The organism is Mycobacterium sp. UNC410CL29Cvi84, assembly GCF_000686745.1.
Lineage (GTDB): Bacteria > Actinomycetota > Actinomycetes > Mycobacteriales > Mycobacteriaceae > Mycobacterium > Mycobacterium mucogenicum_B.
This window is the reverse complement of the sequence record NZ_JMLM01000026.1, coordinates 46,257-68,120: the sequence shown is the minus strand read 5'-3', so window position 1 is coordinate 68,120 and position 21,864 is coordinate 46,257. Positions and strand designations below refer to the sequence as shown.

General features: G+C 67.2%; 25 protein-coding genes and 1 pseudogene. 12 read left to right on the top strand and 14 right to left on the bottom strand.

Annotated elements, in window-relative coordinates:
- The 5 genes and pseudogenes from BR47_RS33905 to BR47_RS0126315 form a co-directional block, all read right to left on the bottom strand.
- Window positions 1-232, bottom strand: a pseudogene (locus BR47_RS33905) (IS481 family transposase); the annotation flags it as partial.
- Window positions 233-627: 395 nt separating this feature from the next.
- On the bottom strand, window positions 628-1,143 hold the full coding sequence (locus BR47_RS0126330) for a methyltransferase family protein (protein ID WP_020101527.1): 516 nt from the start codon (window positions 1,141-1,143) through the stop codon (window positions 628-630).
- 3 nt (window positions 1,144-1,146) lie between these two features.
- Complete coding sequence (locus tag BR47_RS31540) at window positions 1,147-1,620, bottom strand: hypothetical protein (protein WP_051635017.1); 474 nt, start codon at window positions 1,618-1,620, stop codon at window positions 1,147-1,149.
- A 65-nt stretch (window positions 1,621-1,685) separates the two neighbouring features.
- Window positions 1,686-2,237, bottom strand: a complete 552-nt coding sequence (gene abmR / locus BR47_RS0126320) for an ATP-binding transcription factor AbmR (RefSeq protein WP_020101529.1) — start codon at window positions 2,235-2,237, stop codon at window positions 1,686-1,688.
- 67 nt (window positions 2,238-2,304) lie between these two features.
- Window positions 2,305-2,508 carry a hypothetical protein gene (locus BR47_RS0126315; RefSeq protein ID WP_020101530.1) on the bottom strand — a complete coding sequence of 68 codons (204 nt, stop codon included), beginning with the start codon at window positions 2,506-2,508 and terminating at the stop codon, window positions 2,305-2,307.
- Window positions 2,509-2,598: 90 nt separating this feature from the next.
- Here BR47_RS0126315 and BR47_RS32840 point away from each other — a divergent pair, with 90 nt between their 5' ends.
- Together BR47_RS32840 and BR47_RS0126305 are read left to right on the top strand one after the other, a co-directional pair.
- A complete protein-coding gene (locus BR47_RS32840; RefSeq protein WP_061002753.1) occupies window positions 2,599-2,802 on the top strand; it encodes a cation transporter in 204 nt (67 codons plus the stop codon).
- Complete coding sequence (locus BR47_RS0126305; protein ID WP_029121312.1) at window positions 2,799-4,910, top strand: heavy metal translocating P-type ATPase; 2,112 nt, start codon at window positions 2,799-2,801, stop codon at window positions 4,908-4,910. Before BR47_RS32840 ends, BR47_RS0126305 begins: the two co-directional genes overlap by 4 nt.
- Here the strand turns inward: BR47_RS0126305 and BR47_RS0126300 are convergent, their stop codons facing one another.
- Both BR47_RS0126300 and BR47_RS0126295 read right to left on the bottom strand, forming a co-directional pair.
- Window positions 4,911-5,711: a glycoside hydrolase family 16 protein gene (locus tag BR47_RS0126300; protein WP_036420516.1), complete on the bottom strand. Its 801-nt coding sequence runs from the start codon at window positions 5,709-5,711 to the stop codon at window positions 4,911-4,913.
- 67 nt (window positions 5,712-5,778) lie between these two features.
- Complete coding sequence (locus BR47_RS0126295; RefSeq protein ID WP_020101534.1) at window positions 5,779-6,858, bottom strand: adenylate/guanylate cyclase domain-containing protein; 1,080 nt, start codon at window positions 6,856-6,858, stop codon at window positions 5,779-5,781.
- A 42-nt stretch (window positions 6,859-6,900) separates the two neighbouring features.
- On the opposite strand from BR47_RS0126295, the gene BR47_RS0126290 reads away from it, so the two are divergent.
- Both BR47_RS0126290 and BR47_RS0126285 read left to right on the top strand, forming a co-directional pair.
- Window positions 6,901-7,389, top strand: a complete 489-nt coding sequence (locus BR47_RS0126290) for a DNA-deoxyinosine glycosylase (RefSeq protein WP_029121311.1) — start codon at window positions 6,901-6,903, stop codon at window positions 7,387-7,389.
- Window positions 7,390-7,465: 76 nt separating this feature from the next.
- Complete coding sequence (locus BR47_RS0126285; protein ID WP_051635016.1) at window positions 7,466-8,428, top strand: esterase family protein; 963 nt, start codon at window positions 7,466-7,468, stop codon at window positions 8,426-8,428.
- On the opposite strand, the gene BR47_RS0126280 is transcribed toward BR47_RS0126285, so the two are convergent.
- A complete protein-coding gene (locus tag BR47_RS0126280; protein WP_029121309.1) occupies window positions 8,425-9,801 on the bottom strand; it encodes an amidase in 1,377 nt (458 codons plus the stop codon). The two genes, BR47_RS0126285 and BR47_RS0126280, sit on opposite strands and share 4 nt — an antisense overlap.
- A gap of 17 nt (window positions 9,802-9,818) precedes the next feature.
- Window positions 9,819-10,646: an AraC family transcriptional regulator gene (locus BR47_RS0126275; protein WP_036427803.1), complete on the bottom strand. Its 828-nt coding sequence runs from the start codon at window positions 10,644-10,646 to the stop codon at window positions 9,819-9,821.
- 27 nt (window positions 10,647-10,673) lie between these two features.
- Here BR47_RS0126275 and BR47_RS0126270 point away from each other — a divergent pair, with 27 nt between their 5' ends.
- The 3 genes from BR47_RS0126270 (at window position 10,674) to BR47_RS0126260 (ending at window position 12,115) form a co-directional block, all read left to right on the top strand.
- Window positions 10,674-11,141: a VOC family protein gene (locus tag BR47_RS0126270; protein WP_029121307.1), complete on the top strand. Its 468-nt coding sequence runs from the start codon at window positions 10,674-10,676 to the stop codon at window positions 11,139-11,141.
- An 84-nt stretch (window positions 11,142-11,225) separates the two neighbouring features.
- Complete coding sequence (locus tag BR47_RS0126265) at window positions 11,226-11,672, top strand: HIT family protein (RefSeq protein ID WP_020101540.1); 447 nt, start codon at window positions 11,226-11,228, stop codon at window positions 11,670-11,672.
- A complete protein-coding gene (locus BR47_RS0126260; protein ID WP_020101541.1) occupies window positions 11,669-12,115 on the top strand; it encodes a nitroreductase family deazaflavin-dependent oxidoreductase in 447 nt (148 codons plus the stop codon). The genes BR47_RS0126265 and BR47_RS0126260 overlap by 4 nt, the downstream gene beginning before the upstream one ends.
- Here the strand turns inward: BR47_RS0126260 and BR47_RS0126255 are convergent.
- The 3 genes from BR47_RS0126255 to BR47_RS0126245 are packed head-to-tail and all read right to left on the bottom strand — an operon-like array spanning window position 12,112 to window position 14,974.
- Window positions 12,112-13,164, bottom strand: coding sequence for an LLM class flavin-dependent oxidoreductase (locus BR47_RS0126255; RefSeq protein ID WP_020101542.1), 1,053 nt, complete (start codon window positions 13,162-13,164; stop codon window positions 12,112-12,114). The two genes, BR47_RS0126260 and BR47_RS0126255, sit on opposite strands and share 4 nt — an antisense overlap.
- Before the next feature lie 3 nt (window positions 13,165-13,167).
- Window positions 13,168-13,995 carry a uracil-DNA glycosylase gene (locus BR47_RS0126250; RefSeq protein ID WP_502685833.1) on the bottom strand — a complete coding sequence of 276 codons (828 nt, stop codon included), beginning with the start codon at window positions 13,993-13,995 and terminating at the stop codon, window positions 13,168-13,170.
- 31 nt (window positions 13,996-14,026) lie between these two features.
- Window positions 14,027-14,974 carry an oxygenase MpaB family protein gene (locus BR47_RS0126245; protein WP_029121305.1) on the bottom strand — a complete coding sequence of 316 codons (948 nt, stop codon included), beginning with the start codon at window positions 14,972-14,974 and terminating at the stop codon, window positions 14,027-14,029.
- A 107-nt stretch (window positions 14,975-15,081) separates the two neighbouring features.
- Here BR47_RS0126245 and BR47_RS0126240 point away from each other — a divergent pair, with 107 nt between their 5' ends.
- Window positions 15,082-15,693, top strand: a complete 612-nt coding sequence (locus BR47_RS0126240) for a TetR/AcrR family transcriptional regulator (RefSeq protein WP_051635015.1) — start codon at window positions 15,082-15,084, stop codon at window positions 15,691-15,693.
- Here the strand turns inward: BR47_RS0126240 and BR47_RS0126235 are convergent.
- A complete protein-coding gene (locus BR47_RS0126235) occupies window positions 15,680-16,027 on the bottom strand; it encodes a hypothetical protein (RefSeq protein WP_051635014.1) in 348 nt (115 codons plus the stop codon). The two genes, BR47_RS0126240 and BR47_RS0126235, sit on opposite strands and share 14 nt — an antisense overlap.
- Window positions 16,028-16,081: 54 nt before the next feature.
- Between BR47_RS0126235 and BR47_RS0126230 the strand changes: the two genes are divergently transcribed.
- On the top strand, window positions 16,082-17,494 hold the full coding sequence (locus tag BR47_RS0126230; protein ID WP_051635013.1) for an FAD-binding oxidoreductase: 1,413 nt from the start codon (window positions 16,082-16,084) through the stop codon (window positions 17,492-17,494).
- Window positions 17,495-17,617: 123 nt separating this feature from the next.
- On the opposite strand, the gene BR47_RS0126225 is transcribed toward BR47_RS0126230, so the two are convergent.
- On the bottom strand, window positions 17,618-18,424 hold the full coding sequence (locus BR47_RS0126225; protein ID WP_090563024.1) for a TetR family transcriptional regulator: 807 nt from the start codon (window positions 18,422-18,424) through the stop codon (window positions 17,618-17,620).
- A gap of 30 nt (window positions 18,425-18,454) precedes the next feature.
- On the opposite strand from BR47_RS0126225, the gene BR47_RS0126220 reads away from it, so the two are divergent.
- The 3 genes from BR47_RS0126220 to BR47_RS0126210 all read left to right on the top strand — a co-directional run bounded on the left by BR47_RS0126220 (window position 18,455) and on the right by BR47_RS0126210 (window position 21,789).
- On the top strand, window positions 18,455-19,264 hold the full coding sequence (locus tag BR47_RS0126220) for an SDR family NAD(P)-dependent oxidoreductase (RefSeq protein WP_029121300.1): 810 nt from the start codon (window positions 18,455-18,457) through the stop codon (window positions 19,262-19,264).
- A gap of 58 nt (window positions 19,265-19,322) precedes the next feature.
- A complete protein-coding gene (locus tag BR47_RS0126215; RefSeq protein ID WP_029121299.1) occupies window positions 19,323-20,303 on the top strand; it encodes an NmrA family NAD(P)-binding protein in 981 nt (326 codons plus the stop codon).
- Between the two features lie 187 nt (window positions 20,304-20,490).
- The gene (locus BR47_RS0126210; RefSeq protein ID WP_029121298.1) at window positions 20,491-21,789 is read left to right on the top strand and encodes a PucR family transcriptional regulator; all 1,299 of its coding nucleotides are present in this window, start codon (window positions 20,491-20,493) and stop codon (window positions 21,787-21,789) included.
- Window positions 21,790-21,864: the final 75 nt, after the last annotated feature.

Here is a 21,864-nt window from a genome sequence, read left to right as displayed (position 1 = left end):
GCTCCTTGACCTCATCACCAAGTGTCGACGGACTCGACTTCGGTCGCCGGGTCCTCGGTTCAAGCACCGCAGCCTGACCATCTGTCACGGCCCGTTTACGTAACGCGTAGAACGACTTTCGAGAAATTCCATGCTCGACGCAGAACGTCGAGACCGCCCCACGAGGCGCGTCATCGGGCCACTGCGCGATCGCCAGACGGACACGAGGATCGATGGGTTCATTGACAGCCACCGCCCGAGCCTGGTGGCAGAAGTGTCACCACCAAGACCACCGGAACTGTCACCGATGTCCTGATGCAGAACTGTCACCGATGTCTTGAGACATAACACCGGCGTGAGTCCCATGCCTAATTGTATCGAACATATGTTCGAACAACAAGGGATTTCTCTGCCTGTATCAGCACATCGGTGACGGTTCGAACGATCTCGGCGGGGGCAGTTGTGATCACCGAACTTGGGCTACGACCCCATGAACCGGGCGCGTCGTCGATGCGGCTCCGAATGCGCCGATGCAGGCTGGGCGGCGGGGCGCGGCGCCGGACGGATACGCGGGCGCGGAGGCGGCGCGTGCGCCGGCGCGGCGGGGAGTTTCACTCGCCCTAGCGAACTGCGCCGCCACCCAAAGATCTACGGCCGATACGGCGTGATCCGTGGCAGCCACGCCGGTACCGATTGGCAGTAGCGCCGGTACTCGTCGCCGAATTGCCTCAGCAGCGTGGGCTGCTCATAGAAGTAGACGAACGCGGCCGTCCCCAACACGAAAAAGGCTGCATACCAAAGCAGTACCGGCTGACCGAGAACCAACGCCTGCCCGACGATGACGGCCGCGACCGCGAGGTACATCGGGTTGCGGACGTACCGGTGCGGCCCCGTCACGACCAGACTCTGGGTCGGTGCCGCCGGCAAGGGCGTGCCGAGCCCATCGCTGGCGAATTTGTAGATGGCCGCGAGCAGCACCGGGAGCCCGAGAACGATCAGCACCACGCCGCCCACCCATGCGCCAGGCAGGCCGAACAGGTCACCGATCCGCCGCCAACCGGTGAGCGAATACGGGATCAGGCCGGCCATGGTGCCGGGCACAACGACGGTGAAAACCGCACTGCGCACCAGGCTTTGGCGGCGCAGGGACGCCGATGCGGGCATGGCTCAGGCCGCGAACGCCGACGTCAGCTGGACCCGGATGACCGGATCGGACTCGAGGCGATGCCGCAGCGCACTCTCGAACTGCCAGATGGACGCGAGGTCGTGGTCCAGCCGGCAGTCCACGGCGGCGGCCGTGCCCGACGGCGGCGGGCTGTCGGCGATGTGGTCGGCGACGGGTTCGAGCAAGGTCCGCGGCGCCGCGAGGTAGTAACCGGGATCCGGACCGCCGACCTCGGCCGCGTACAGCAGCCCATGCTCGGTGATGATGATGTGCGTGGCCAGGACCCGCACCGGCGCGTGCCGCTCGGCGGTGCCCCATTCCTCGGCCGCCAACCGGCCCTGGATGACGTGCAGTCGCACGTCATCCGTGAGGAATTTCGTGAAGTCACCCGGCGCGAGCACACGGGCCGATGCGAGGTCGGCATTCAGGCTGCCGCACAGCATCTCGCCGATGTAATTGAACAACCGATCGCTCATGACGCGCTCCCATCGGGCCGGTACCTTGAGCCTGCACCCGAGCGGCGGCGAACGTCAATGGTTGATCAGAGTTGTGGGCCCTCCGCGCGAAGATCGTCGACCGCCGTCATGGCGTCACGCAGTTTCGCCAGCCACTCTTCGGCATGCTCGCCGACCAATCGGACCGACCACGCCAGCGCATCGGACCGCGACCGCGCCACGCCCGCGTCGACCAGGGTGTCGAGGACCTGACGCTCGGGCTGCTTCAGCCGGGTCATCACCGGAACAGCCAAGTGGGTGAACAGAATTCGCTCCGACTCCCCCACCGACACACCCCAGGCCACCTTGCGGCCGTAGCGAGCTTCGGCCTCATCGGCGATCCGCATGCGCTCGGACCGGGTCTCTTCCCGGAAGCGCGCCACCCGCCCGGAGGCCCGGGCGGCCGTTTCCGGATTCTCCGGCTCGGGCAGCCGCCCGATGACCACGATCTCCTCGCGGTCCACCGTGACGTCCGGGTCTCCGGCGAACCATTCTTCCGGGAGCCGCCCGGCGAACCAGTCGGCGGCGTCGCCCGCATCGGGCTGCCCTGCTTGTTGCCAGCCGCCGCGGCGGTCCTGGCCTGAATGATGGTGCCTCATGCTTACATGATTACACCGTTACATCAGAGTTGAAACGGCCTTTCACCCGAGGCGAACACCGGCTCCGTCAGAGGTTGCGGCGCAACACCACGCCACCCGCCACCAGCAGCGCTAGCGCCAGCAATATCGCCCAACCGGTGCCCACGAACACGCCGACCAGGACGACGGCGACGATCGCGGGCGATGCCAGGAACAGGATCATGCCCGGGTGCTGTTTTGCGACAGCCAGGGCGCTCTTCGCCCGAATCGGGTCGATTTCCTTACGTGCCATGGGAACCAGAATGCCACCCGGCCCGACCAAATGAAGAGGTACGGCAGATCACAACCTACCTATACCCCCTATGGGTATATACTCCGAGGCATGAGTCAGGTACTTGAAGTTCAGGGAATGTCGTGCGGACACTGCGTCGCGTCCATCACCTCAGCTGTCGAGCCACTGCCCGGCGTGACCGGTGTCGAGGTGGACCTCAAGGCCGGAACCGTACGAGTCGACGGCGAGCCTGATCGGGCCGCTGTTGCCGCCGCGATCGAAGACGCCGGATACGACGTCGTCCAACCAGCATGACCACGTCGGTCACGCTGTCCGTGGGCGGCATGACGTGTTCGTCGTGCGCGGCCCGAATTGAGAAGCGGCTCAACCGGATCGACGGTGTTCACGCCAGCGTGAACTTCGCGACCGAGCAGGCGGCCATCACCTACCCGGACAGCGTGACCACCGACGAACTGGTCGCGGCCGTCGAGGCCACGGGCTACACCGCGAGCGTCGACAAGGCCGACACCCCCACCGAAACGGCGTACCTGCCGCGCCTGCTGGTGTCACTGGCCCTGACGATCCCCGTCCTCGCACTGTCGATGATCCCGGCCCTGCAGTTCCCGCACTGGCCGCTCTGGGCGCTGGCGCTCACCACCCCGGTGGTGCTGTGGGGCGCCTGGCCGCTGCACCACGCCGCATGGACCAACCTCCGACACGGCGCGGCGACCATGGACACCCTGGTGTCGCTCGGCGTTCTCACGTCGTACCTGTGGTCGGCATGGATGCTGGCGATGGGCAGCGACCACCTCTATCTCGAGGTCGCCGCCACCGTCACCACATTGATCCTGGCCGGCAAGTTCTTCGAGACCCGCGCCAAGCGGCAGTCCGGCGCGGCACTGCGCGCGCTGCTCGATCTCGGCGCCAAGGACGTGGCGGTGCTCCGCGACGGACACGAAACCCGCGTGCCCATCGAGGAACTGGCGGTCGGAGACATCTTCGTCGTCCGCCCCGGCGAGAAGATCGCCACGGACGGCGTGGTGGTGACGGGAACGTCTGCCGTCGACGCATCGATGTTGACCGGCGAATCGGTGCCGGTCGAGGTCGGCCCCGGCGATCAGCTCGCCGGCGCGACGGTGAATGCCGGTGGGCGCCTTGAGGTCAAGGCCACGCGCGTCGGCTCGGACACTCAGCTGGCGCAGATGGCACGTCTGGTGGCCGATGCGCAGAGCGGCAAGGCCGAAGTGCAGCGTCTCGCCGACCGGGTGTCGGCGGTATTCGTACCCGTGGTCATCGGGTTGGCGCTGCTGACGTTGATCGGCTGGCTGGTTGCGGGAGGCTCGATGAGCGCCGCACTGACCGCCGCCGTGTCGGTCCTGATCATCGCGTGCCCCTGCGCCCTGGGCCTGGCCACTCCGACGGCACTGCTGGTCGGCACCGGCCGCGGCGCGCAGTTGGGCATCCTGATCAAGGGTCCGCAGGTGCTCGAATCGACCCGCAAGGTCGACACCGTCGTGCTGGACAAGACCGGCACCGTGACCACCGGGAAGATGACGGTGGCGGCGGTACATGCCGAGTCCGACAACGTATTACGGCTCGCCGGCGCGTTGGAGCACGCGTCCGAGCACCCCATCGCCCAGGCCATCGCCACGCGGGCCGCCGAGGATGGCCCACTGCCGACGGTCAGCGACTTCGTCAACCACGACGGTCGCGGCGTCACCGGTGTGGTCGACGGTCACAAGGTTGCGGTCGGGCGGTACAACTGGCTGGCCACCGAAGCCGGCCCGGAGTTGCAGCACGCTGCGCAGACCGCCGAAGCGCAGGGCCGCACCCCGGTGTGGGTCGCGATCGACGGCGCCATCGCCGGCGTCATCGTGGTGTCCGACACGGTGAAAGACACTGCGGCCGAAGCCATTGCCGACCTCAAGAAGCTGGGTCTGACGCCCGTTCTGCTGTCCGGGGACAACGCCCGCGCGGCCGGCGCGGTGGCTGCCGAAGTCGGTATCCAGACGGTGATCGCCGAGGTGCTGCCCGCGGACAAGGTCGACGAGATCAAGCGCCTGCAGGATCAGGGCCGGGTTGTGGCGATGGTCGGCGACGGCGTGAATGACGCTGCCGCCCTTGCCCAGGCCGACCTGGGACTGGCCATGGGCACCGGCACCGATGTGGCCATCGAGGCCTCGGACCTGACCCTCGTCAGTGGCGACCTGCGGGCCGCGGGCGACGCGATCCGGCTGTCCCGGGCCACCCTCAAGACCATCAAGGGCAACCTGTTCTGGGCGTTCGCCTACAACGTCGCGGCGATTCCACTGGCTGCCGCCGGCATGCTTAATCCGATGATCGCCAGCGCGGCAATGGCTTTCAGCTCGTTGTTCGTCGTGAGCAACAGCCTGCGGCTCCGCAGTTTCAAGCCCAGCCGGTAGCTACCAGATCTTCACCCAGTCGACCAGCATCTCGGCCGGATAGGTTCCGCCTGAAGGGTCGCCGCCCCCGGACCCGGCGACGGCGAGACCGAGGATCGGGAACAGCGTGTAGCCGGGATCGTTGAAGTGCCAGTTGGGCAACGACTTTGCCGGGACGTTGAAGTACGGCTGCGCGCCGTCGGTGTAGTCCAACCAGAACCGCATTCCGGCGTCGTCCCACTGGCACCGCCAGTTGTGCCAGGCACTGTCCGGCGTGATGGTGTGCGAAACATGTTCGCCGCCATTGAGGTTGGCGTGCACGGTCGTACCGGGAGCCCAGCTCCCGTTGCCGTACCACTCCATGATGTCGACCTCGCCGCCGATTCCGGGAGAGTTGTTGGCCAGATACCAGGCCGGCCAGCAGCCCGGGGTCAGGCAGTTGAGCTTCATCCGGGCCTCGAAGGTGTGGCCGATGCCGGCCTTGAAGGTGCCGAAAATCTTGCCGCTGTAGTAGGTGTTCCCGTCCTTGGCGGCCCGGATCACCAGGTTCGACTTGCCATCCAGGAAAAGGTTCTTGCGGTCGTTGCGGTACTGGCCGACGTGTTCGGGCAGCTCCCAATACGTCGGGTTCTCCATCGACTCGCGGGCCGTCGCGATCTCCCATTTCGAGGTGTCGGGCGACGATCCGGCCGGTCCGTCGAAGTTGTCCTCGAAGATGAGTTTTCCGGGCGTATCGGCGTGGGCCTCGGCTTTGGGAAGCGTGGCGGCCAACAGGCCCAGCCCCGCCATCGACAGCATGCTGCGACGATCAATGTCTGGCATGCCTACCCATGTAAGCCGCGTCCCGGCCTTCGTGCAAGCCGGTGCAGGCCGGGCACCGAGGCCCCGGCTAGTCCTCGCTGCGGCGGGCGCGGAAGAGTTTCACCTCGTCACGGATGCCTTTCAGCCGTCGTGCACCGGCAAAAGACCACTCAAAACCCGGTGCATCCCCGACTGCATCCCGTGCCGAATCGGCCACCAGGACAGCCCCCGGCCGGGCCACTCCGGTCACCCGACTGGCTTTGTTGACGGCACCGCCGAACCAGTCCCCGGCCCGGCTGACGGCCATTCCGGTCGCCATGCCGGCCTTGAGCCGCGGCAGCGCGTCATCGGCTTCCGCCGCGTCGACGAGGTCCAGGATCATGTTCAGCAGCGGCACCGGTTCGGGGCTGACGAGCATGACCTCGTCGCCGATGGTCTTGATGAACCGCACCGGCGGCTGGGCCAGGGTGCGCGCCAGATCAGCCAGCCGCTGCGACAGCCGCTCCAACCCCTCCGGTGGCAGTTCCTCGCCCAGGCTGGTGAAACCGACCAGATCGGCGAAGGCTATCGACACCATCCCCGCGCCCGGCAGCGCCGGCCCCGTCAGCCGCTCGGTGGCGGCGACCTCCTGCTGCAGCAGCGCGTGCAGCATCTGCGTACGGAGCATGTCCTGGGCCATCGGCCCCAGCAGCGGCGCGACGTACCCGGTCAGCGCAGCGACGGCCTTGGCGTTCTCCAACTCGGTCGCATCGGGCTGGAGGATCGCGGACAGCGCGGCAAACTGCATCACCTCGACAGTTTTCGCGAAACCGTCCGTCATCACCTGAACCACCGCGACGACCTGTTCGATCGGCAGGCCCAGGCCCAGACACTGCTGCGCATAGCCGACGAGCTGACTGTCTGCAGTCAGGTACAGCGCGGCAGCCGGGTCATCGGACCGGGGCCGGCCCGCCGCGTGCAGAATCCGTTGCAGCAGATCGATATCCATGTCCCAACGGGCCGCGATGTCCCGCGCCGACAGCCGAATACCGTCGTCTCCGAGCGCGCGCCGCGCCGGCAACAGCGTCGGCGCGAAGGACTCGTCGATCTCCTGTTCACTGAAGCCTTCGGACAGCAGCCAGTCGGTCAGCTCGGCACGGTCGACCGGCTCGGCAGCTTGTTCACTCACCCGGCCAACCTATCGCGCCTGGCAGCCCCGCAGAATGGGCACATGACCGAGCCAGAGATGCCGCTCCGCACGGGGCTGCCGGCAATCGTCGGCGCCAACCCACGAGTGTTGATCCTGGGCTCGTTTCCCAGCGAGAAGTCACTGGACACCGGCGAGTACTACGCCAACACGCGTAACCAGTTCTGGCGGCTGCTGGGCTCACTCCTCGGATTCGATGCGGAGCTGCCCTACGCCGAACGCGTCGATGCCGTCACGGACGCCGGGGTGGCGCTGTGGGACGTCGTGCACAGTTGCCGGCGCGTCGGCAGCCTGGATGCCAACATCGACCGGAAGACGTTGGTAATCAACGATTTCACCGCGTTCCTGGCGGAACATCCGACGATCGAGCGGGGATTCGTCAACGGGCTGACGGCGTACACGTTGTTCCAGCGCGCCGGCATCGCGCTGCCCGCCGCCCGCCTGCCGTCGAGCAGCGGAGCGTTGACCATGTCGTTCACCGACAAACTCGCCGCGTGGCAAGTGGTCCGCTGAACGTTTCACCCCGGCGGAGGAGGGTATGCCGCGCGAATGCGGTGTGTATCCGCATCCGGACCCAGGGGGTTTACCCATGTCACGCATTTCCAAGAACCTGCCGGGATTGATGAAGTATCTGGGTGCGGCGGTGACGGCGCTGACGATCGGTGGTCTGATCGCAGCGACGCCGGCCGGCGCATTCTCCCGCCCCGGCCTACCCGTCGAATACCTCAACGTGCCGTCGGCGGCCATGGGCCGCGACATCAGAGTCGAATTCCAGGGTGGTGGTCCGCACGCCCTCTATCTTTTGGACGGCCTGCGCGCGCAGGACGACGTCAACGGCTGGGACATCAACACCCCGGCATTCGAGTGGTACAACGGCTCGGGCCTTTCGGTGGTCATGCCGGTCGGCGGCATGTCGAGCTTCTACACCGACTGGTATCAGCCGGCCGTCGGCAATGGCACCACGCAGACCTACAAGTGGGAGACCTTCCTGACCAGGGAATTACCGGCCTGGTTGGCCGCCAACAAGCACATCTCAACCGGCGGTAACGCGGTGGTCGGGCTGTCGATGAGCGGCTCGACCGCCCTGATGTACGTGGCGGACCACCCGGACAAGTTCCGGTACGCGGGCTCGCTGTCCGGATTCCTGAACTTGTCCGACTCGTTCTGGCCGTCGATGGTCGGGCTGGCGATGAACGATTCCGGCGGCTTCAACCCCGGCGCCATGTGGGGGCCACCCGGAGATCCGGCGTGGGCGCGCAACGACCCGACGGTCAACGTCGGCAGGATCGCCTCGTCGGGCGCCAGGCTGTGGGTGTACTGCGGCACCGGCACACCGGACGACCTGGCCGGCGCGACAAGCGGTGTGCCACAGCAGTTCCTGGAGAGTTTCACGCTCGCGTCGAACACCAAATTCCAGGGTGCGTACCAGGCTGCGGGCGGGCACAACGCCACCTTCAACTTCCCGCCGACGGGCACGCACACCTGGGCCTACTGGGGTCAGCAACTGCAGCAGATGAAGCCGGACATCCAGGCCGCGCTCGGCGCGCGCTAACCGACCGGAGGCCGCCGGCCCGCCCAGGGGCGGGCGCCCTCGATCTGCGCACTCAGTGACAGCAGCGTCGCTTCGTCAAATGGCCTGCCCACCAATTGAATCGACGTCGGGATGCCGTTGCCGTCCAGCCCCCACGGCACGACCGCTGCCGGTTGCCCGGTGACGTTGAACATGGCCTGGAACGGCACCCGCGCGGCGACCGACGCCAGCGTCGAGACGGCGCCGCGGCGCTGATACTGCCCGACCCGCGACGGCCCGGTCGCCGCGCCCGGTGTGATCACCACGTCGACGCTGTCGAACACGGACTGCACCCGGGCGGCCAGCGCGGGTTCGGCGGCACGGATCGCGTCGATGCGCCGCTGCGAGATCAACCCACCGATCCTGGCGAAGGCTCGGGTCCGGCGGTCCAGTCGCTCCGGGTGCGGCAGCGCGGACACGTCGTCGTAGACCCCGCGGAAGTAGCGCGGCAGGGCGTGGCCGTACACCGCCGACCGCGGGTAGTCCAGATCTCGGTGGACGACGTCGTGGCCCAGTTCGCGCAGCAACTCACCTGCCTGCTGCACCGCGGCGCGTTGCTTGGCGCCCACCCGTGCGGTCACCAGCGGTGGCACCTTGGTGCTCAACGCAATCCGCAAGCGCCCGGGCGCCTGTCGGGCGGCCGCCACGAAGCCACCGTCGGTGGTGGCGTCGAGGAACAGGGCCGCGTCTTCGACGGTGCGGGCCAGTGGCCCATAAGCGACCAGCCCGCACCACGAATCGTCGTGCGGGCTCATGGGCACCCGGTCACGTTGCGGTTTGATGCCGAACAATCCACACCAGGTGGCGGGGATCCGGATCGAGCCCATCCCATCGGAGCCCAGCGCCATCGCCGCCAGCCCGGCGGCGACCGCGGTGCCACTGCCCCCGCTACTGCCACCCGGCGCGTACCCGGTGTTCCAGGGGTTTCGCGTGGTGCCGTAGGTCAGGGTCTCGGTGAACGGCCAGATCATCATCTCGGGCACCGCGGTCTTGCCCAGGATCACCGCGCCGGCGGCGCGCAGCCGGCGGGTCACCTCGGCATCTGCGGTGGCCGCCGGTCCGTGCGCGCTGCTGCCGAACGTCGTAAGCTCGCCCGCCACATCGGTGTCGTCCTTGATGGCGATCGGCACGCCGAGCAGCGGCAGCCGTTCCCCCGCGTCCAGCCGGGTCTGCGCGGCCTGCGCCTGTGCTCTGGCACTTTCGGCCAGAACGGTTCGATAACACCGCAATTCAGGATCGATGCGCGCGATCCGGTCCAGGTACAGCTCGACGAGTTCGGGTGCGGTCACCGAACCGGCGGCGAGCATCCTGGCCTGTTCGGCGGCGCCGGCGAACGCCAGTTCACGAGGGTCCATGCGGCGCAGATTACCCATCATCGGCGGTGTTTTGTGGCGTACTCCCCCGGCGTGCAGCCGAGCATGGCGCGGAAGTCGTTGATGAAATGCGCCTGGTCGTACCAACCCAATCGCACTGCCAGGTCGGCGAAGTCGAGGTCCGGCACCGTCTCGATCTCCAGTGCCGCGTGCTGCAGGCGGTAGCGGCAGAGCACCCATTTCACCGGCACCCCGACGTAACGGCGAAACACCCGCTGCGTGGTCCGCTCGCTCCAGGGAGACAGCGCCATGACCTGTTCGACCCGGTGCAGCTGTGAATCGGCGCGGACCCGGTCGAGCAACGTCAGCAGGTCCCGATACGTGGCGTCCACGTCGGCTTGGTCACCGATCACGTCGTCGAGCGCTGCTGCGGCCTGGTCGATATCGTCAGCGAAAGACACTGAGGTACCGAGCAATTCGTCATCAACCGGGAGCACGCGACCCGTCAGCGCGCCGGCGTCCCGGCCGAACCGGGCCGCGAAGCCGCCGGGCCGGAACCTGGCGCCCACCACCGAACCTGACTCCGACAGCCTGGTGGTGAACACCCGCTCGACCACGCCGTGCACCAACGTCGCCGGCAACCGGTGGCCGTGCCGAACATCATCGGTGCCCCACTCGTGCGTCAGGTGCACCGCGGGAAAGGTGATGACGGTGCTGTCGACCGGCTCGGTGTCCCGTAGATCCCAAGTGACGGCCCAGAAGTTCTCGACCCACACCGCTGCCGCGGCGGACGGCTGCCACTGCTGCAGGTCGAACACCGAGCCGGTACTGGCACGGCCGACCACACCCAGCTTCGGAGCTGGTGTCGGGTTTTTCCAAGCCGCCACACCACTGACCCTACGAAACTGGATGCCATGAGCATGCAACCAATTCCCCAGGGCTACACCAGCCTCACCCCGTTCCTGGTGATCGATGGGGCTGCCGCCGCGATCGACTTCTACGTCGAGGTGTTCGGCGCGCAGCTCATCGAGAAGATCGACGCGAGCGACGGCAAGGTGGCCCACGCCGAGCTGGACTTCGGTACCGGCCGGCTGCAACTGTCCGATCCCAACCCCGATTACGAACTGGTGGCGCCGCCACGCAGCGGTCCGGTCACGCATTCGCTGGTGCTGTACTGCCCCGACGTCGACGCGGTCGTCGACCGGGCCGAGCGTGCCGGCGCGACAATTCGGGAAGCGACACAGACTTTCGTCACCGGTGACCGGTTCGCGTCGATCGTCGACCCGTTCGGTCAGCGCTGGGCGGTGATGACGCGGGTCGAAGAGGTCGACGCCGCCGAACGCGACCGCCGGTTGGCGGAGTGGGCGGCCGCCAACGTCTGAGTCGCACAATCCGGAGGCGAGGGTGCAAGCGACGTTGAGGGATGCGACGGACGCTGAGCGAGCGAGCTGGCCTACCGTGAACTGATGGCCTGTGTGTTCTGCGACATCGTCGCCGGGAAGGCGCCCGCGGTGCGCGTCTACGAAGATGCCGACTACGTGGCGTTCCTGGACATCCGTCCGTTCTCGCGCGGTCACACCCTGGTGGTGCCCAAACAGCACTACGAGAACCTGGTCGACACCCCGCCGGACGTGGTGGCCGGCATGGCCAAACTCGGTCAGCGCATCGCACAGGCGTCGCGCGAGTCCGGCCTGCACGCCGACGGCAACAACATCGCGATCAACGACGGCAAAGCCGCATTTCAGACGGTGTTCCACATCCATCTGCACGTTGTCCCGCGCAAGGCAGGCGACAAGTTGGCGTTTGCCAAGGGGATGCTGTTGCGCCGTGATCCAGACCGGGAAACCAGCGGAAAGATCCTACTGGAGGCGGTGGCGCGGCTCTCTGATCCGCAGGCAGACTTGAAGCCATGAGCATGCCCCTGTGGGAGAAATACCTCGGCCTCCCGTTGCTGAAGATGCACGACCGGATCTACCAGAAGACCGAAGGCCGGATCGGGCACCAGTTCCCCGGCGTCCCGCCGAGCCTGTTGCTGCACACCGTCGGCGCCAAGACGGGCCTGGCCCGCACCACGTCGCTGACCTACGCGAAGGACGGCGACGCCTACCTGGTGGTCGCGTCCAAGGGCGGCGAGCCGACGGCGCCCGGCTGGTACTTCAACCTGAAGGCCAAGCCCGAGATCGAAATCAACGTCGGGACAAAGCGAATCCCGGTGACCGCCCGCGTTGTCGGCAAGGACGACCCCGACTACGCGCGGCTGTGGCAGGTCGTGAACAAGAACAACGCCAACCGGTACGCGGGCTACCAGAAGCGAACCACCCGGCCCATTCCGGTGGTCGCGCTGACGCCGCGCTAGAGCAGCTGCTCGGCGAGCAGCCGTAGCGTCGTCTCGCGAGCCGGGGCGGTGGCTGGATCGCAGCCCCGGCGAGCGGCGGCGACGGGGCTGACCATCACCTCGTCGACACCGAAATGCGATGCCAGTTCCCGGATTTGGTCCGCGGCCTCCGCCGGTGCGCCGACGACGGCCCGCTCCATTCCCGCGGCGACGATGGCCTGCTGCGTCGCGGTGAGCTCGTTGTGCTCCGAGTCCTCGACCAGGTCCAGCGCACGTAGCGGCTCGCCGGTGCGCAGCCACGCCATCATCTGCAGGTTGGGGCGGATCAGCTGTTCGGCCTCGTCGCGCGTCTCGGCCACGCAGGCGTTGACGGTCATGAACGTGGTTGGCTTGTCGGCGAATTCGCTGGGCCGGAACTCTTCGCGATACGTGGCCAGGGCTTCCTCGGTGCCTTGGCCGGAGAAGTGGTGGGCGAACACGTACGGCAGCCCCTTGGCTGCGGCGAGGTGCGCCGAATACATCGACGAGCCCAGCAGCCACAGTTTCGGTGGGCTCACCGCCGACGGTGTGGCCTTCAAGATGTAGTTCTTGTCCAACAGGTTTCGCCCCTCGAGGGACACCTTGACGCCGCCGGGGCTCATCAGCGCGACGACGTCGTCGAGGTACTCGGGAAAGCGGTGGATGTCCTCATCGGTGCGTCCGGCCGGGCCGCGGAGCGCGATCGAGGTGACGGGGTCGGTCCCCGGTGCACGGCCGACACCGAGGTCGATGCGGCCCGGGGCCGCCGCCTCCAGGAGCGCGAACTGCTCGGCAACCGCCAACGGCGCGTGGTTGGGCAGCATCACGCCGCCCGAGCCCAGCCGGATTCGCGCGGTCTGCGCGGCCAGGTAGCCCAGGACGACGGGCGGACTGGTCGCGGCGACCGCGGGCATGTTGTGGTGCTCGGCCACCCAATAGCGCGTGTAGCCCAGCTCATCGGCGACCTTGGCGAGGCGCACGGTGGCGGCGAAGGCGTCCACGGTGGACTGGTCGCTACGGACCGGGACGAGATCGAGAACAGACAACTGCACGATCTATTCCAACCCGTCAGGGCGGGATGCGATTCCCTTGGCCGTGCTGAACACGTCGTCCAGCATGGCCGGGGTGAGCCTGCCGGTGAAGGTGTTCTGCTGGCTCGGGTGGTAGCAGCCAAGGAGGCTCCGCCCGTCGGGAAGCGCCGCCAGCGCGCCGTGACCGAACTTCGGATACGGCCGCCCCGCTCCCGTCAGCTCCAGCGCGGCCTTCCAGGCGAAGCCACCGAGTGCGACGACGACCCGGACGTCCTGGCCTGTCAACCGCCACTCCGCGCTCAGCCACGGCGCGCAGGTGAGACGTTCCTCCGGCGTCGGCGCGTTGTCCGGCGGAGCGCACCGGACCGCGGCCACCACCCGAATATCCTTGAGGGTCAATCCATCTGCCGCATCGATGCTCGCGGCGCTGCTGGCCAGGCCGACGCGGTGCAACGAAGCAAAGAGAAAGTCGCCCGACCGGTCGCCCGTGAACACCCGGCCGGTCCGGTTGGCACCGTGGGCGGCGGGCGCGAGCCCGAGCACCCAGATGCGCGGCCGGTCCACCCCGAGCCCCGGCACCGGCCGGCCCCAGTACGGCTCCGCCGCGTAGGCCTTGCGCTTGGCCAGCGTCCGCGTGGCGACGTCCTCGCGCCAGGTGACCAGGCGACGGCAACCGCGGCACACCGACACCTGAGCATCGAGGTCGGTCAGTTCGGTACAGCGACGGGCCCTGGCCCGGATCTGTGCGGCGGTGCGGGCAACCGGGGTGTCGGCGTCGGCCGGGTCCCCGGGCCAACCCGCCCCGGCCGGGACCGGGGACGGGAACAGCACTCCGGTTCGGGGATGTGGCAGCACCCCCAGATTCTGCCCCTACGCGCCGCGGCTAAGCGGCGAAGCTGTCCAATTGCACGCGGTGGTAGGCCGACCGCAGCCGTTCGTAGCGGTAGCGGTTGTACGCCAAGGGATCGAGGACGACAGCGCGCGGCAGGTACCGCCAGGCCATCTGTGAGGCCTTCAGGTACAGGGCATATTCGAGCCGGTTCAGGGGCGTCGACCGAATGCCGAGCAGCTCCCGCATCTTCGGGTGGGCGTGGCGCCGGCCAAGCACCTTCGGGACCCGCAACGCAATCGGTGTCACCACGTTCCACAGCGGCAGCAGGAGCACCAGCAGTTGCTTGGGAAGCAAGGCCGGCACGGGCAACGTGTCGAAGCTTTCGTCGGCATATTGCAGAAATGCGTTGTCCGCCAAGTGCTGTTCGGCGACGCGGTCGTAGTACGCCTCCATGTCGGCCAGGGTCTCGGGCAGTTTGGCCCGAGCGCTGGGCAGCTCCAGATAGCTCATCATCCACCGGAGGGTCCGATACACGGCCTCGCGCTGCTCGGCATCGAGGTCTTCACCGCGGACCGCGACGTAGCCCCGGTAGAACAGATTCAGCGAGCTGACGGCGATCCAATTCCAGAGTTCGGGGTCGAGCGCGCTGAACCGCGTGTCGGCGAACTCACCGTTGCCGGTTCCCCGCACGCCGGCATGCAGCCGTTTGAGTTCCTCGGTGTCCCCGCGCCGGTCGGCCTCGTCGCCGAACAGCATGAGCATGCCGAAGGCGAGCGACCTGATGCCGCGGTCGGTGAAGTTCTCCTGAAATCGTCCGGACCAATCGACCGCGGCCGCGATCGGGCGGTACGCCACCTGGTCGAGCGCGAGGCGCCCGAAGAGCCCGAGGCTCAGCGGCGAGCCCAACCACCACCGGACGTCGGCCGCCAGGTCCGCATGCAGCTGGCTCGGGTGCCACGGCTCCACCCCGGCCCCCACGGGCGATGCAGTCATGGTCATGTGCGCATCCAATCTGTCATCAAGCGTTGATAGATGAGATGAGGCAACCATCTGTCAACGCGTGTGTCAAGATTGGTGGCGTGAGTGGGGCACGGCACTACGGCGGCATGAGCGGCGCCGACCGCGTCGCCGACCGGCGGCGTCGCTTCATTGCGGCAGGCCTGGAGCTGATGGGCACCAAAGGCATCCCCGCGACCACCCTGCGTGGCGTGGCGGAGCAGGCCGGCCTAGCGGCGCGCTACTTCGCCGAGTCGTTTCCAACGATCGAAGACCTGCACATCGCCGTATTCGACGAAATCGTGGCCGAACTGGAAGAGCTCGGACTCGCCGCGATCGCCGATACCGACGGCGGTCCGCGCGCTCGCTCACGCGCAGCACTCAGGGCACTGGCCGATCTCCTGCTGACCGATGCGCGCAAGGGCCGCGTGGTCCTGATCGAGTCCGGCTCCTCACCAGTCCTCGGCCCACGCCGCCTCGCCGAAGCTCAGCGGTTCGCGGGCATTGTCGCCGGACTGAATGAAACCGGCTCCGAACTGCGACCACTCGATCTGCAACTGGCGGCGCAGTTCGTCATCGGCGGTGTCGGTGAAACGCTCACCGCAGTCCTCGTCGGGGCGATCACCGTCGACCGGGACGACCTGATCGACATGCTGAACGACCTGTTGTTTGCCGCATTACGCGGAGTCCGCACAACTGCCGGTGCCGTCAGAACGGGATGACCGACTCGCTGTTGAGCTTCAGCCACACCCGGCGCACCCAGCGCCGCACCGGACCCGACGACAGGTGGGCGATCAGTTCACGGTCGTCGATCAGGTAGCCCCCGGGCACCCGCTGCCACAGACCCACCATCCAAAGCTCCAGTGCGGCAACGGTTGTCACCGACCCTGACGCGATCAGGTCAAGCGCTGCATCGGCCACGAAAGCCGGTCGGCGCGTGCGCACGCTATGGCTCACGGCACGCACATGGAGCTCGATCGCGGTCGCAGACACGTGCGCTCCGCGACGGCTGTCGCGCAGCGCTCCCATCTCGGCCAACAAGGCCTTGCTGTACACATAGCTGACGATACCCGTAACACGGGCGTTACATGGGATTAATGCTTACGGCACATGACGCGAGTGTTCGCTGGTCGCCACCCGGCTCCTAGACTTGCCCGCGTGCATACCGCGCTGCCGAGCCTCATCGCCGACCTGCCCGCCGACGCCGTCGTCACCGATCCCGACATCGTCGCGTCCTACCGACAGGACCGCGCGCTGGATCCCGACGCCGGCACCCCCATCGCGGTGGTGCGACCGCGCAGCACCGAGGAGGTGCAGACGGTCCTGCGGTGGGCCAGCGCGCACAAGATCGCGGTGGTGCCGCGCGGCGCCGGCACCAGCCTGTCCGGCGGGGCGACGGCCGTCGACGGCGGCATCGTGCTCACCACCGAACGGATGCGCGACATCGTCGTCGACACGGCGACCCGCACCGCCGTGGTGCAGCCCGGCCTGCTCAACGCCGAGGTGAAGAAAGCCGTTGCGGCCCATGGCCTCTGGTACCCGCCCGATCCGTCATCGTTCGAGATCTGCAGCATCGGCGGCAACGTCGCCACCAATGCCGGCGGCCTGTGCTGCGTGAAGTACGGCGTCACCACCGACTACATCCTGGGCCTGCAGGTGGTGCTGGCCGACGGCACCGCGGTGCGGCTCGGTGGTCCGCGACTGAAAGACGTTGCGGGACTGAGCCTCACCAAACTGTTCGTCGGCAGCGAGGGCACCCTCGGCATCGTCACCGAGGCGACCCTGCGCCTGCTGCCGCCACAGCACCGCGGCTGCACCGTGGTGGCGAGCTTCGACTCGGTGCGCGCGGCCGCCGACGCCGTCGTGACCGTCACCGGCCGGATTCGCCCGTCGATGCTGGAGTTCATGGACGACGTCGCGATCAACGCCGTCGAGGACAAGCTCAAGATGGGCCTGGACCGCAGCGCCAAGGCCATGCTGGTCGCGGCCTCCGACGACCGCGGCCCGGCGGGCGTCGAGGACACCGAGTTCATGGCCCGCGTGTTCACCGAAGCCGGTGCGACAGAGGTGTTTTTGACCGACGACCCCGACGAGGGCGAGGCCTTCGTGGCGGCCCGGCGGTTCGCCATCCCGGCCGTGGAGGCCAAGGGCCCGCTGCTCCTGGAAGACGTCGGGGTGCCGCTGCCCGCACTGGCGGACCTGGTCGACGGCGTGGGTGAGATCGCCCGCAAGCACGACCTGCTGATCTCGGTGATCGCGCACGCCGGGGACGGCAACACCCACCCGCTGATCGTCCACGACCCCAACGACGCCGAGAACACCCGGCGCGCCAACATCGCGTTCGGCGAGATCATGGACCTGGCCGTGTCGCTCGGCGGCACCATCACCGGCGAGCACGGCGTCGGCCGGCTCAAGCGGCCCTGGCTGGCCGGGCAACTCGGCCCGGAGGTCATGGAACTGAACCGCCGGATCAAAGCGGCACTGGATCCCGACAACATCCTGAATCCGGGGGCGGGGATCTGATTTTCGGGCTGTAGATTGCGGCTCGGTCAACGACCACAAATCACAGAGATCGCAGCGGCCCGAATGATCTGAATGACATCAGGCACAACATCGTTCACCTTGAGCAGACACGCCGCAGGGAATTCAGCCAGGTAACACGGTGAGGTGGAGCCGAGCGACGATTCTCAGTGCCTGCGCCGGGTCGCCGCCGTCGAATACTGCGGCATGTATGCCGCGCATCGCGCCGGTGATCGTGTGGGCCGCTGCCGCGATGTCGGTGTCGCTGTCGATCGCTTCGGCGTCTGCCGCCCTACTGAGCAGTTGCGCAACCGACTGCTCGAACGTGTCGTGCCAGCGCAGAGCGAAGCTATCCGACCGCGGAACGCCGAGGTCGCGAAACAGGACGTGCGCAGCCGGCGTGGCGTAAATGGCTTCGGCCGACAGTCGAAGGAACAAGCTCAACTGCAGTAATGGCTCGGATGGCCATTCGGCGTCTCGGTACCGCTGGCCCATGGCGTCGATCAAGACCGTGGCCGCGTTGTCGATCGCGGCCCGAAAGAGTTCACGTTTGCTCTCGAAATGATGGAAAGCGGTACGCAGCGCGACGCCGGAATACCGGGCCACTTGTTCGACCGTGATCTGGCTGTAGTCGTGATCTCGCAGCAATGACTGCGTGGCGTGCATCAAGCGGACGTCGGTGAGGGGGGTCTCGGCAACACCGTCCGATGCGTCGTGCACCCATCGGTACAGCGTGGCCGGGTGCACCCCCAACTCCCGGGCGACGACCGATGCGCGCTGCCCCCCGAGGACACGTTCTACGGCGGCGCGACGCTCGGGGTCGCTTCGGTGCGCCTTGGAACCCATCCGCCGATCGTACGTGGTGTTGCATTGTTTGCATTTCGTATGCAATAGTCGCATTTGTTGCATGTGCCCCGCCGCGACGGTGAGCACAAACAGCAACCCAGACCGATGGAGGGGTCGATGGCCAAGCCGTTCCGCGCTTCGCGCGCGCTCATCACCGGTGCCAGTTCGGGAATCGGCGAAGCCTTCGCCCGGGCGCTCGCGAAGCGCGGTTGCGACCTCGTATTGGTGGCGCGCCGGCGGGATCGGCTCGACGCGCTCGCAGCCCAGCTCGAGGCGGAGTATGGAATCACCTGCGCCCGAATCGCTTTCGACCTGGCCGGGGAAGCGCCGGGCAGCCGATTGCGCGACCTCGTCAACGGCGATATCGACCTGGTCATCAACAACGCCGGCTTCGCCACTCAAGGTCCGTTCCTTGACGGCGACGCGAGTGACTACGCGCGGGTGCTCGCGGTCGACATCAGGGCGGTCGTCGACATCTGTCATGCGTTTCTGCCCGCGATGGTCGCGTGTCGGCGCGGCGCCATCATGAACATCTGCAGCACCACCGCCTATCAACCGGTGCCTTCTCTGTCCGTGTATGCGGCATCGAAGTCTTTCGTGCTCAGCTTCAGCCAATCCTTGTGGTACGAAGCAAAACGGCACGGAGTCAAGGTGTTTTCGTTCGCTCCGGGCCCTACTCACACCGAGTTCTTCGACGTGATTGGCGAAACCGCCACGGTGGTGGGCCGAATGCAGACCGCGGACCAGGTCGCTGCAGCCGGCCTGAGGGCACTCGATCGCCGCCGCACTCCCCCGTCGGTGGTCTCGGGAGCCGGCAATACGGCGTCAGCAGCACTGGCCCGGTTGGTTCCCCGGCGCGTACTCATGCCGGCCCTGGCTCGCTCGTTGCGTCCGCCACAGCATCTGAATGATGCCAACCATTGCTAGACATGCCCCAAATGGACTTCAGCGCACCACTATTCACGCCCCACGATAGGAGCAGACCATGATTCTGGTTACCAGCGCAGCAGGCGGTGTCGGACGTCCGCTGGTTCGGGGTCTCGTGGCCGACGATCGCACCGTACGGGCTTTCGTCAAGAACGAAGACCAAGCACGACGATCGAAGGCCGACGGCGCGACCGAAGTCGTGATCGGAGATCTCCGACGACCCGGCGACCTCGAATCGGCACTGCATGGAGTGAGCCAGATCTATCACGCCGCTCCGACCCAGCTCATCGACGAGCTGCCGGTGGTCGAAAGACTGATCGCGGCGGCCCGGGCCGAGCGGCTGGACCACATCGTCTTCCACTCGGTCATCCATCCCGATATCGCCGAATTGCCCCATCATCACCAAAAGCTGTTGGCGGAAAACAAGTTACGAGACTCGGGTCTGCCCGTGACGGTCCTTCGCCCCTCGCATTACATGCAGAACGTCCTGGATTTCTGGGACTTCTTCGGCGCGGGCCTGCTGCCGTATCCCACCTCACCGGAGAGCCGGATGGGAGTGATCGACGTCGTAGACATCGCTGCCGCAGCGGCCCACGTGTTGACGCATCCCGAGGGGCACATCGGCCAGACGTATGACCTGTCCACCGTCGAACTCAATCGTCATGAGATGGCCCGGATCTGGAGCCGAGTGCTCGGCCACCCCATGACTGGCGTTCGGATTCCGCCGGGGTCGTTGACGAATCCACTGCTGGCCGTCGGGCCGTTCGGCGGTGCAATCGTGCGATCACTGGCGTCGACCGGATTCCGTTCCGTCCCCGACATCATTCGTGGGCTGCGGGCCGCACCGAATGCCCGCGGTTTCCGTAGTTGGCCGGCCGACGCCCAGGACACCTACGTGCGGATGATGACGTATTACGACGTCCATGGATTACCCGCCGGCAACTTCGATGATCTGGCAAAGGTGTTGCCGCGGCCGGCCACCAGCTACGAACAGTTCGCGCGCCGTGTCGCCGCAGAGCACGGGGTCGCCACGGCATGAGACGCTTCCGCTCCGCCTACGACATTCGTGACGATCAGAACCCGATGAACGACCACGGTCGCAAGGCATCGCCAATGCCCCAGCCTCGGCTTCGTCGTCCACCGACGCAACGCCCCACGCCTCAGCGGCATCTGACGGTCGAAAGCCGGACCAGAACCCACCCACCGGCGGGAGGTCGTCTCTACAGATGAAACGGCCCTGGTTCGCCAAGCTGGAACCCTCCGCGCATCGCGCCGTCCCCGACGTCTCCGTCCTGCCTGACCGCGCGCAGGTCGTCGCCGAGCAGTTGGGGCCCGGTCCGGTGGGTTGGGCTGTCGAACTGGCCGCGTTGATGACGGCCAACATCACCGCCGCGATCCCTGAGCTGGCGGTGGATGCAGTGGCCGACGAGATTGCCAAAGGCTGCGAGGCCGTGGCATTGGGCGCGCTGTCGGCACTTGCCCTCGACGACGACGTGACGGTCACGACGATGCCGGAACTATTGGCCGGCCCGATGGAGGTGGTGGCGCGCGGCATCGGCGTCGAGCATGTGCTCCGCAGCATCCACGTCGCCCACGCCACCGCCGCGCAGGTGATGCTCGACGCCGCCGAACACGTCGTGCCGGAATCACAACGCTTCAGCGAAATGCGGCGAATCAGCGACACGTTGTTCGGCATCGTCGAGGTTTTGACCAAAGGGATGGCCGACGAGTACGCCCGCGCCCGCGAGGCCTGGGTGACCAGTTCGGTGGCCCGACGCACAGAAGTCGTGGAAGACATTCTGCAGGGCACCGCCGTACCGATGGACCGGGCAATCCGGATCCTGGGTTACGACCTGAACCGCTGGCATGTGGCGGTGATCGCCTGGACCTCCCCGACCGTGCCGAGCGAGCCGCTTCATCTCAGGACCGCGGCCTCCGAGGCCCTCGCCGCTGCCGGGTGCACCGCGACACTCACACTTCCCGTTGGGGCCCAACGCGTTTGGGCGTGGGGTTCGCGGACGTCGCACGCACCGGAGCCGGCCGTCCCGACGGAGCCTCCGATTTCCGGCGTTCGTATCGCCATCGGGACGGCGGGAGCCGGCGTCGATGGGTTCCGCCGCAGCCATCGGGAAGCCGCCGAGGCGGCGCGAGTCGGCGCGATGTCGACCCGCGACACGTCGTCGTTCTCGTACCAGGATCTCGATATCGTCGCGATGCTCAGCACTGACTTGCCCGCAGCCCGTGCATTCGTCGCCCGCGAACTCGGCGGCTTGGTCGACACCAACGAGTCCGTCGCCACGGTACGTCGCACCCTCAAGCGCTACCTCGACCTCGACAGAAGTCTGGCCGGCACCGCTGCCGACCTCCTCATCGCCCGCAACACCGTCGCCTATCGCGTGCAACGCGCCGAGCAGCTTCGAGGCCATCCCGCGACAGTTCGCCGCCTGCAACTACACGCCGCACTCACCCTCGCAGAGGAACTCGGCGATGCCGTTCTGGGAGCAGCGAACCCGAAGTCGGACTGAAGTCCAGCCGCGACCAACGAATTCTGGACTCAGGACCAGGTGTGGCGTTGCCGTCGGGCAGTTGACTTGTCACAG

Bases quoted from the DNA above. Each gene is read 5' to 3' on its own strand.
- BR47_RS0126330 (WP_020101527.1), bottom strand. From the start codon at position 1,143: ATGCCCGCATCGGCGTCCCTGCGCCGCCAAAGCCTGGTGCGCAGTGCG.
- BR47_RS31540 (WP_051635017.1), bottom strand. From the start codon at position 1,620: ATGAGCGATCGGTTGTTCAATTACATCGGCGAGATGCTGTGCGGCAGC.
- abmR (WP_020101529.1), bottom strand. From the start codon at position 2,237: ATGAGGCACCATCATTCAGGCCAGGACCGCCGCGGCGGCTGGCAACAA.
- BR47_RS0126315 (WP_020101530.1), bottom strand. From the start codon at position 2,508: ATGGCACGTAAGGAAATCGACCCGATTCGGGCGAAGAGCGCCCTGGCT.
- BR47_RS32840 (WP_061002753.1), top strand. From the start codon at position 2,599: ATGAGTCAGGTACTTGAAGTTCAGGGAATGTCGTGCGGACACTGCGTC.
- BR47_RS0126305 (WP_029121312.1), top strand. From the start codon at position 2,799: ATGACCACGTCGGTCACGCTGTCCGTGGGCGGCATGACGTGTTCGTCG.
- BR47_RS0126300 (WP_036420516.1), bottom strand. From the start codon at position 5,711: ATGCCAGACATTGATCGTCGCAGCATGCTGTCGATGGCGGGGCTGGGC.
- BR47_RS0126290 (WP_029121311.1), top strand. From the start codon at position 6,901: ATGACCGAGCCAGAGATGCCGCTCCGCACGGGGCTGCCGGCAATCGTC.
- BR47_RS0126285 (WP_051635016.1), top strand. From the start codon at position 7,466: ATGTCACGCATTTCCAAGAACCTGCCGGGATTGATGAAGTATCTGGGT.
- BR47_RS0126280 (WP_029121309.1), bottom strand. From the start codon at position 9,801: ATGGACCCTCGTGAACTGGCGTTCGCCGGCGCCGCCGAACAGGCCAGG.
- BR47_RS0126270 (WP_029121307.1), top strand. From the start codon at position 10,674: ATGAGCATGCAACCAATTCCCCAGGGCTACACCAGCCTCACCCCGTTC.
- BR47_RS0126265 (WP_020101540.1), top strand. From the start codon at position 11,226: ATGGCCTGTGTGTTCTGCGACATCGTCGCCGGGAAGGCGCCCGCGGTG.
- BR47_RS0126260 (WP_020101541.1), top strand. From the start codon at position 11,669: ATGAGCATGCCCCTGTGGGAGAAATACCTCGGCCTCCCGTTGCTGAAG.
- BR47_RS0126245 (WP_029121305.1), bottom strand. From the start codon at position 14,974: ATGACCATGACTGCATCGCCCGTGGGGGCCGGGGTGGAGCCGTGGCAC.
- BR47_RS0126240 (WP_051635015.1), top strand. From the start codon at position 15,082: ATGAGCGGCGCCGACCGCGTCGCCGACCGGCGGCGTCGCTTCATTGCG.
- BR47_RS0126230 (WP_051635013.1), top strand. From the start codon at position 16,082: ATGACGCGAGTGTTCGCTGGTCGCCACCCGGCTCCTAGACTTGCCCGC.
- BR47_RS0126220 (WP_029121300.1), top strand. From the start codon at position 18,455: ATGGCCAAGCCGTTCCGCGCTTCGCGCGCGCTCATCACCGGTGCCAGT.
- BR47_RS0126215 (WP_029121299.1), top strand. From the start codon at position 19,323: ATGATTCTGGTTACCAGCGCAGCAGGCGGTGTCGGACGTCCGCTGGTT.
- BR47_RS0126210 (WP_029121298.1), top strand. From the start codon at position 20,491: ATGAAACGGCCCTGGTTCGCCAAGCTGGAACCCTCCGCGCATCGCGCC.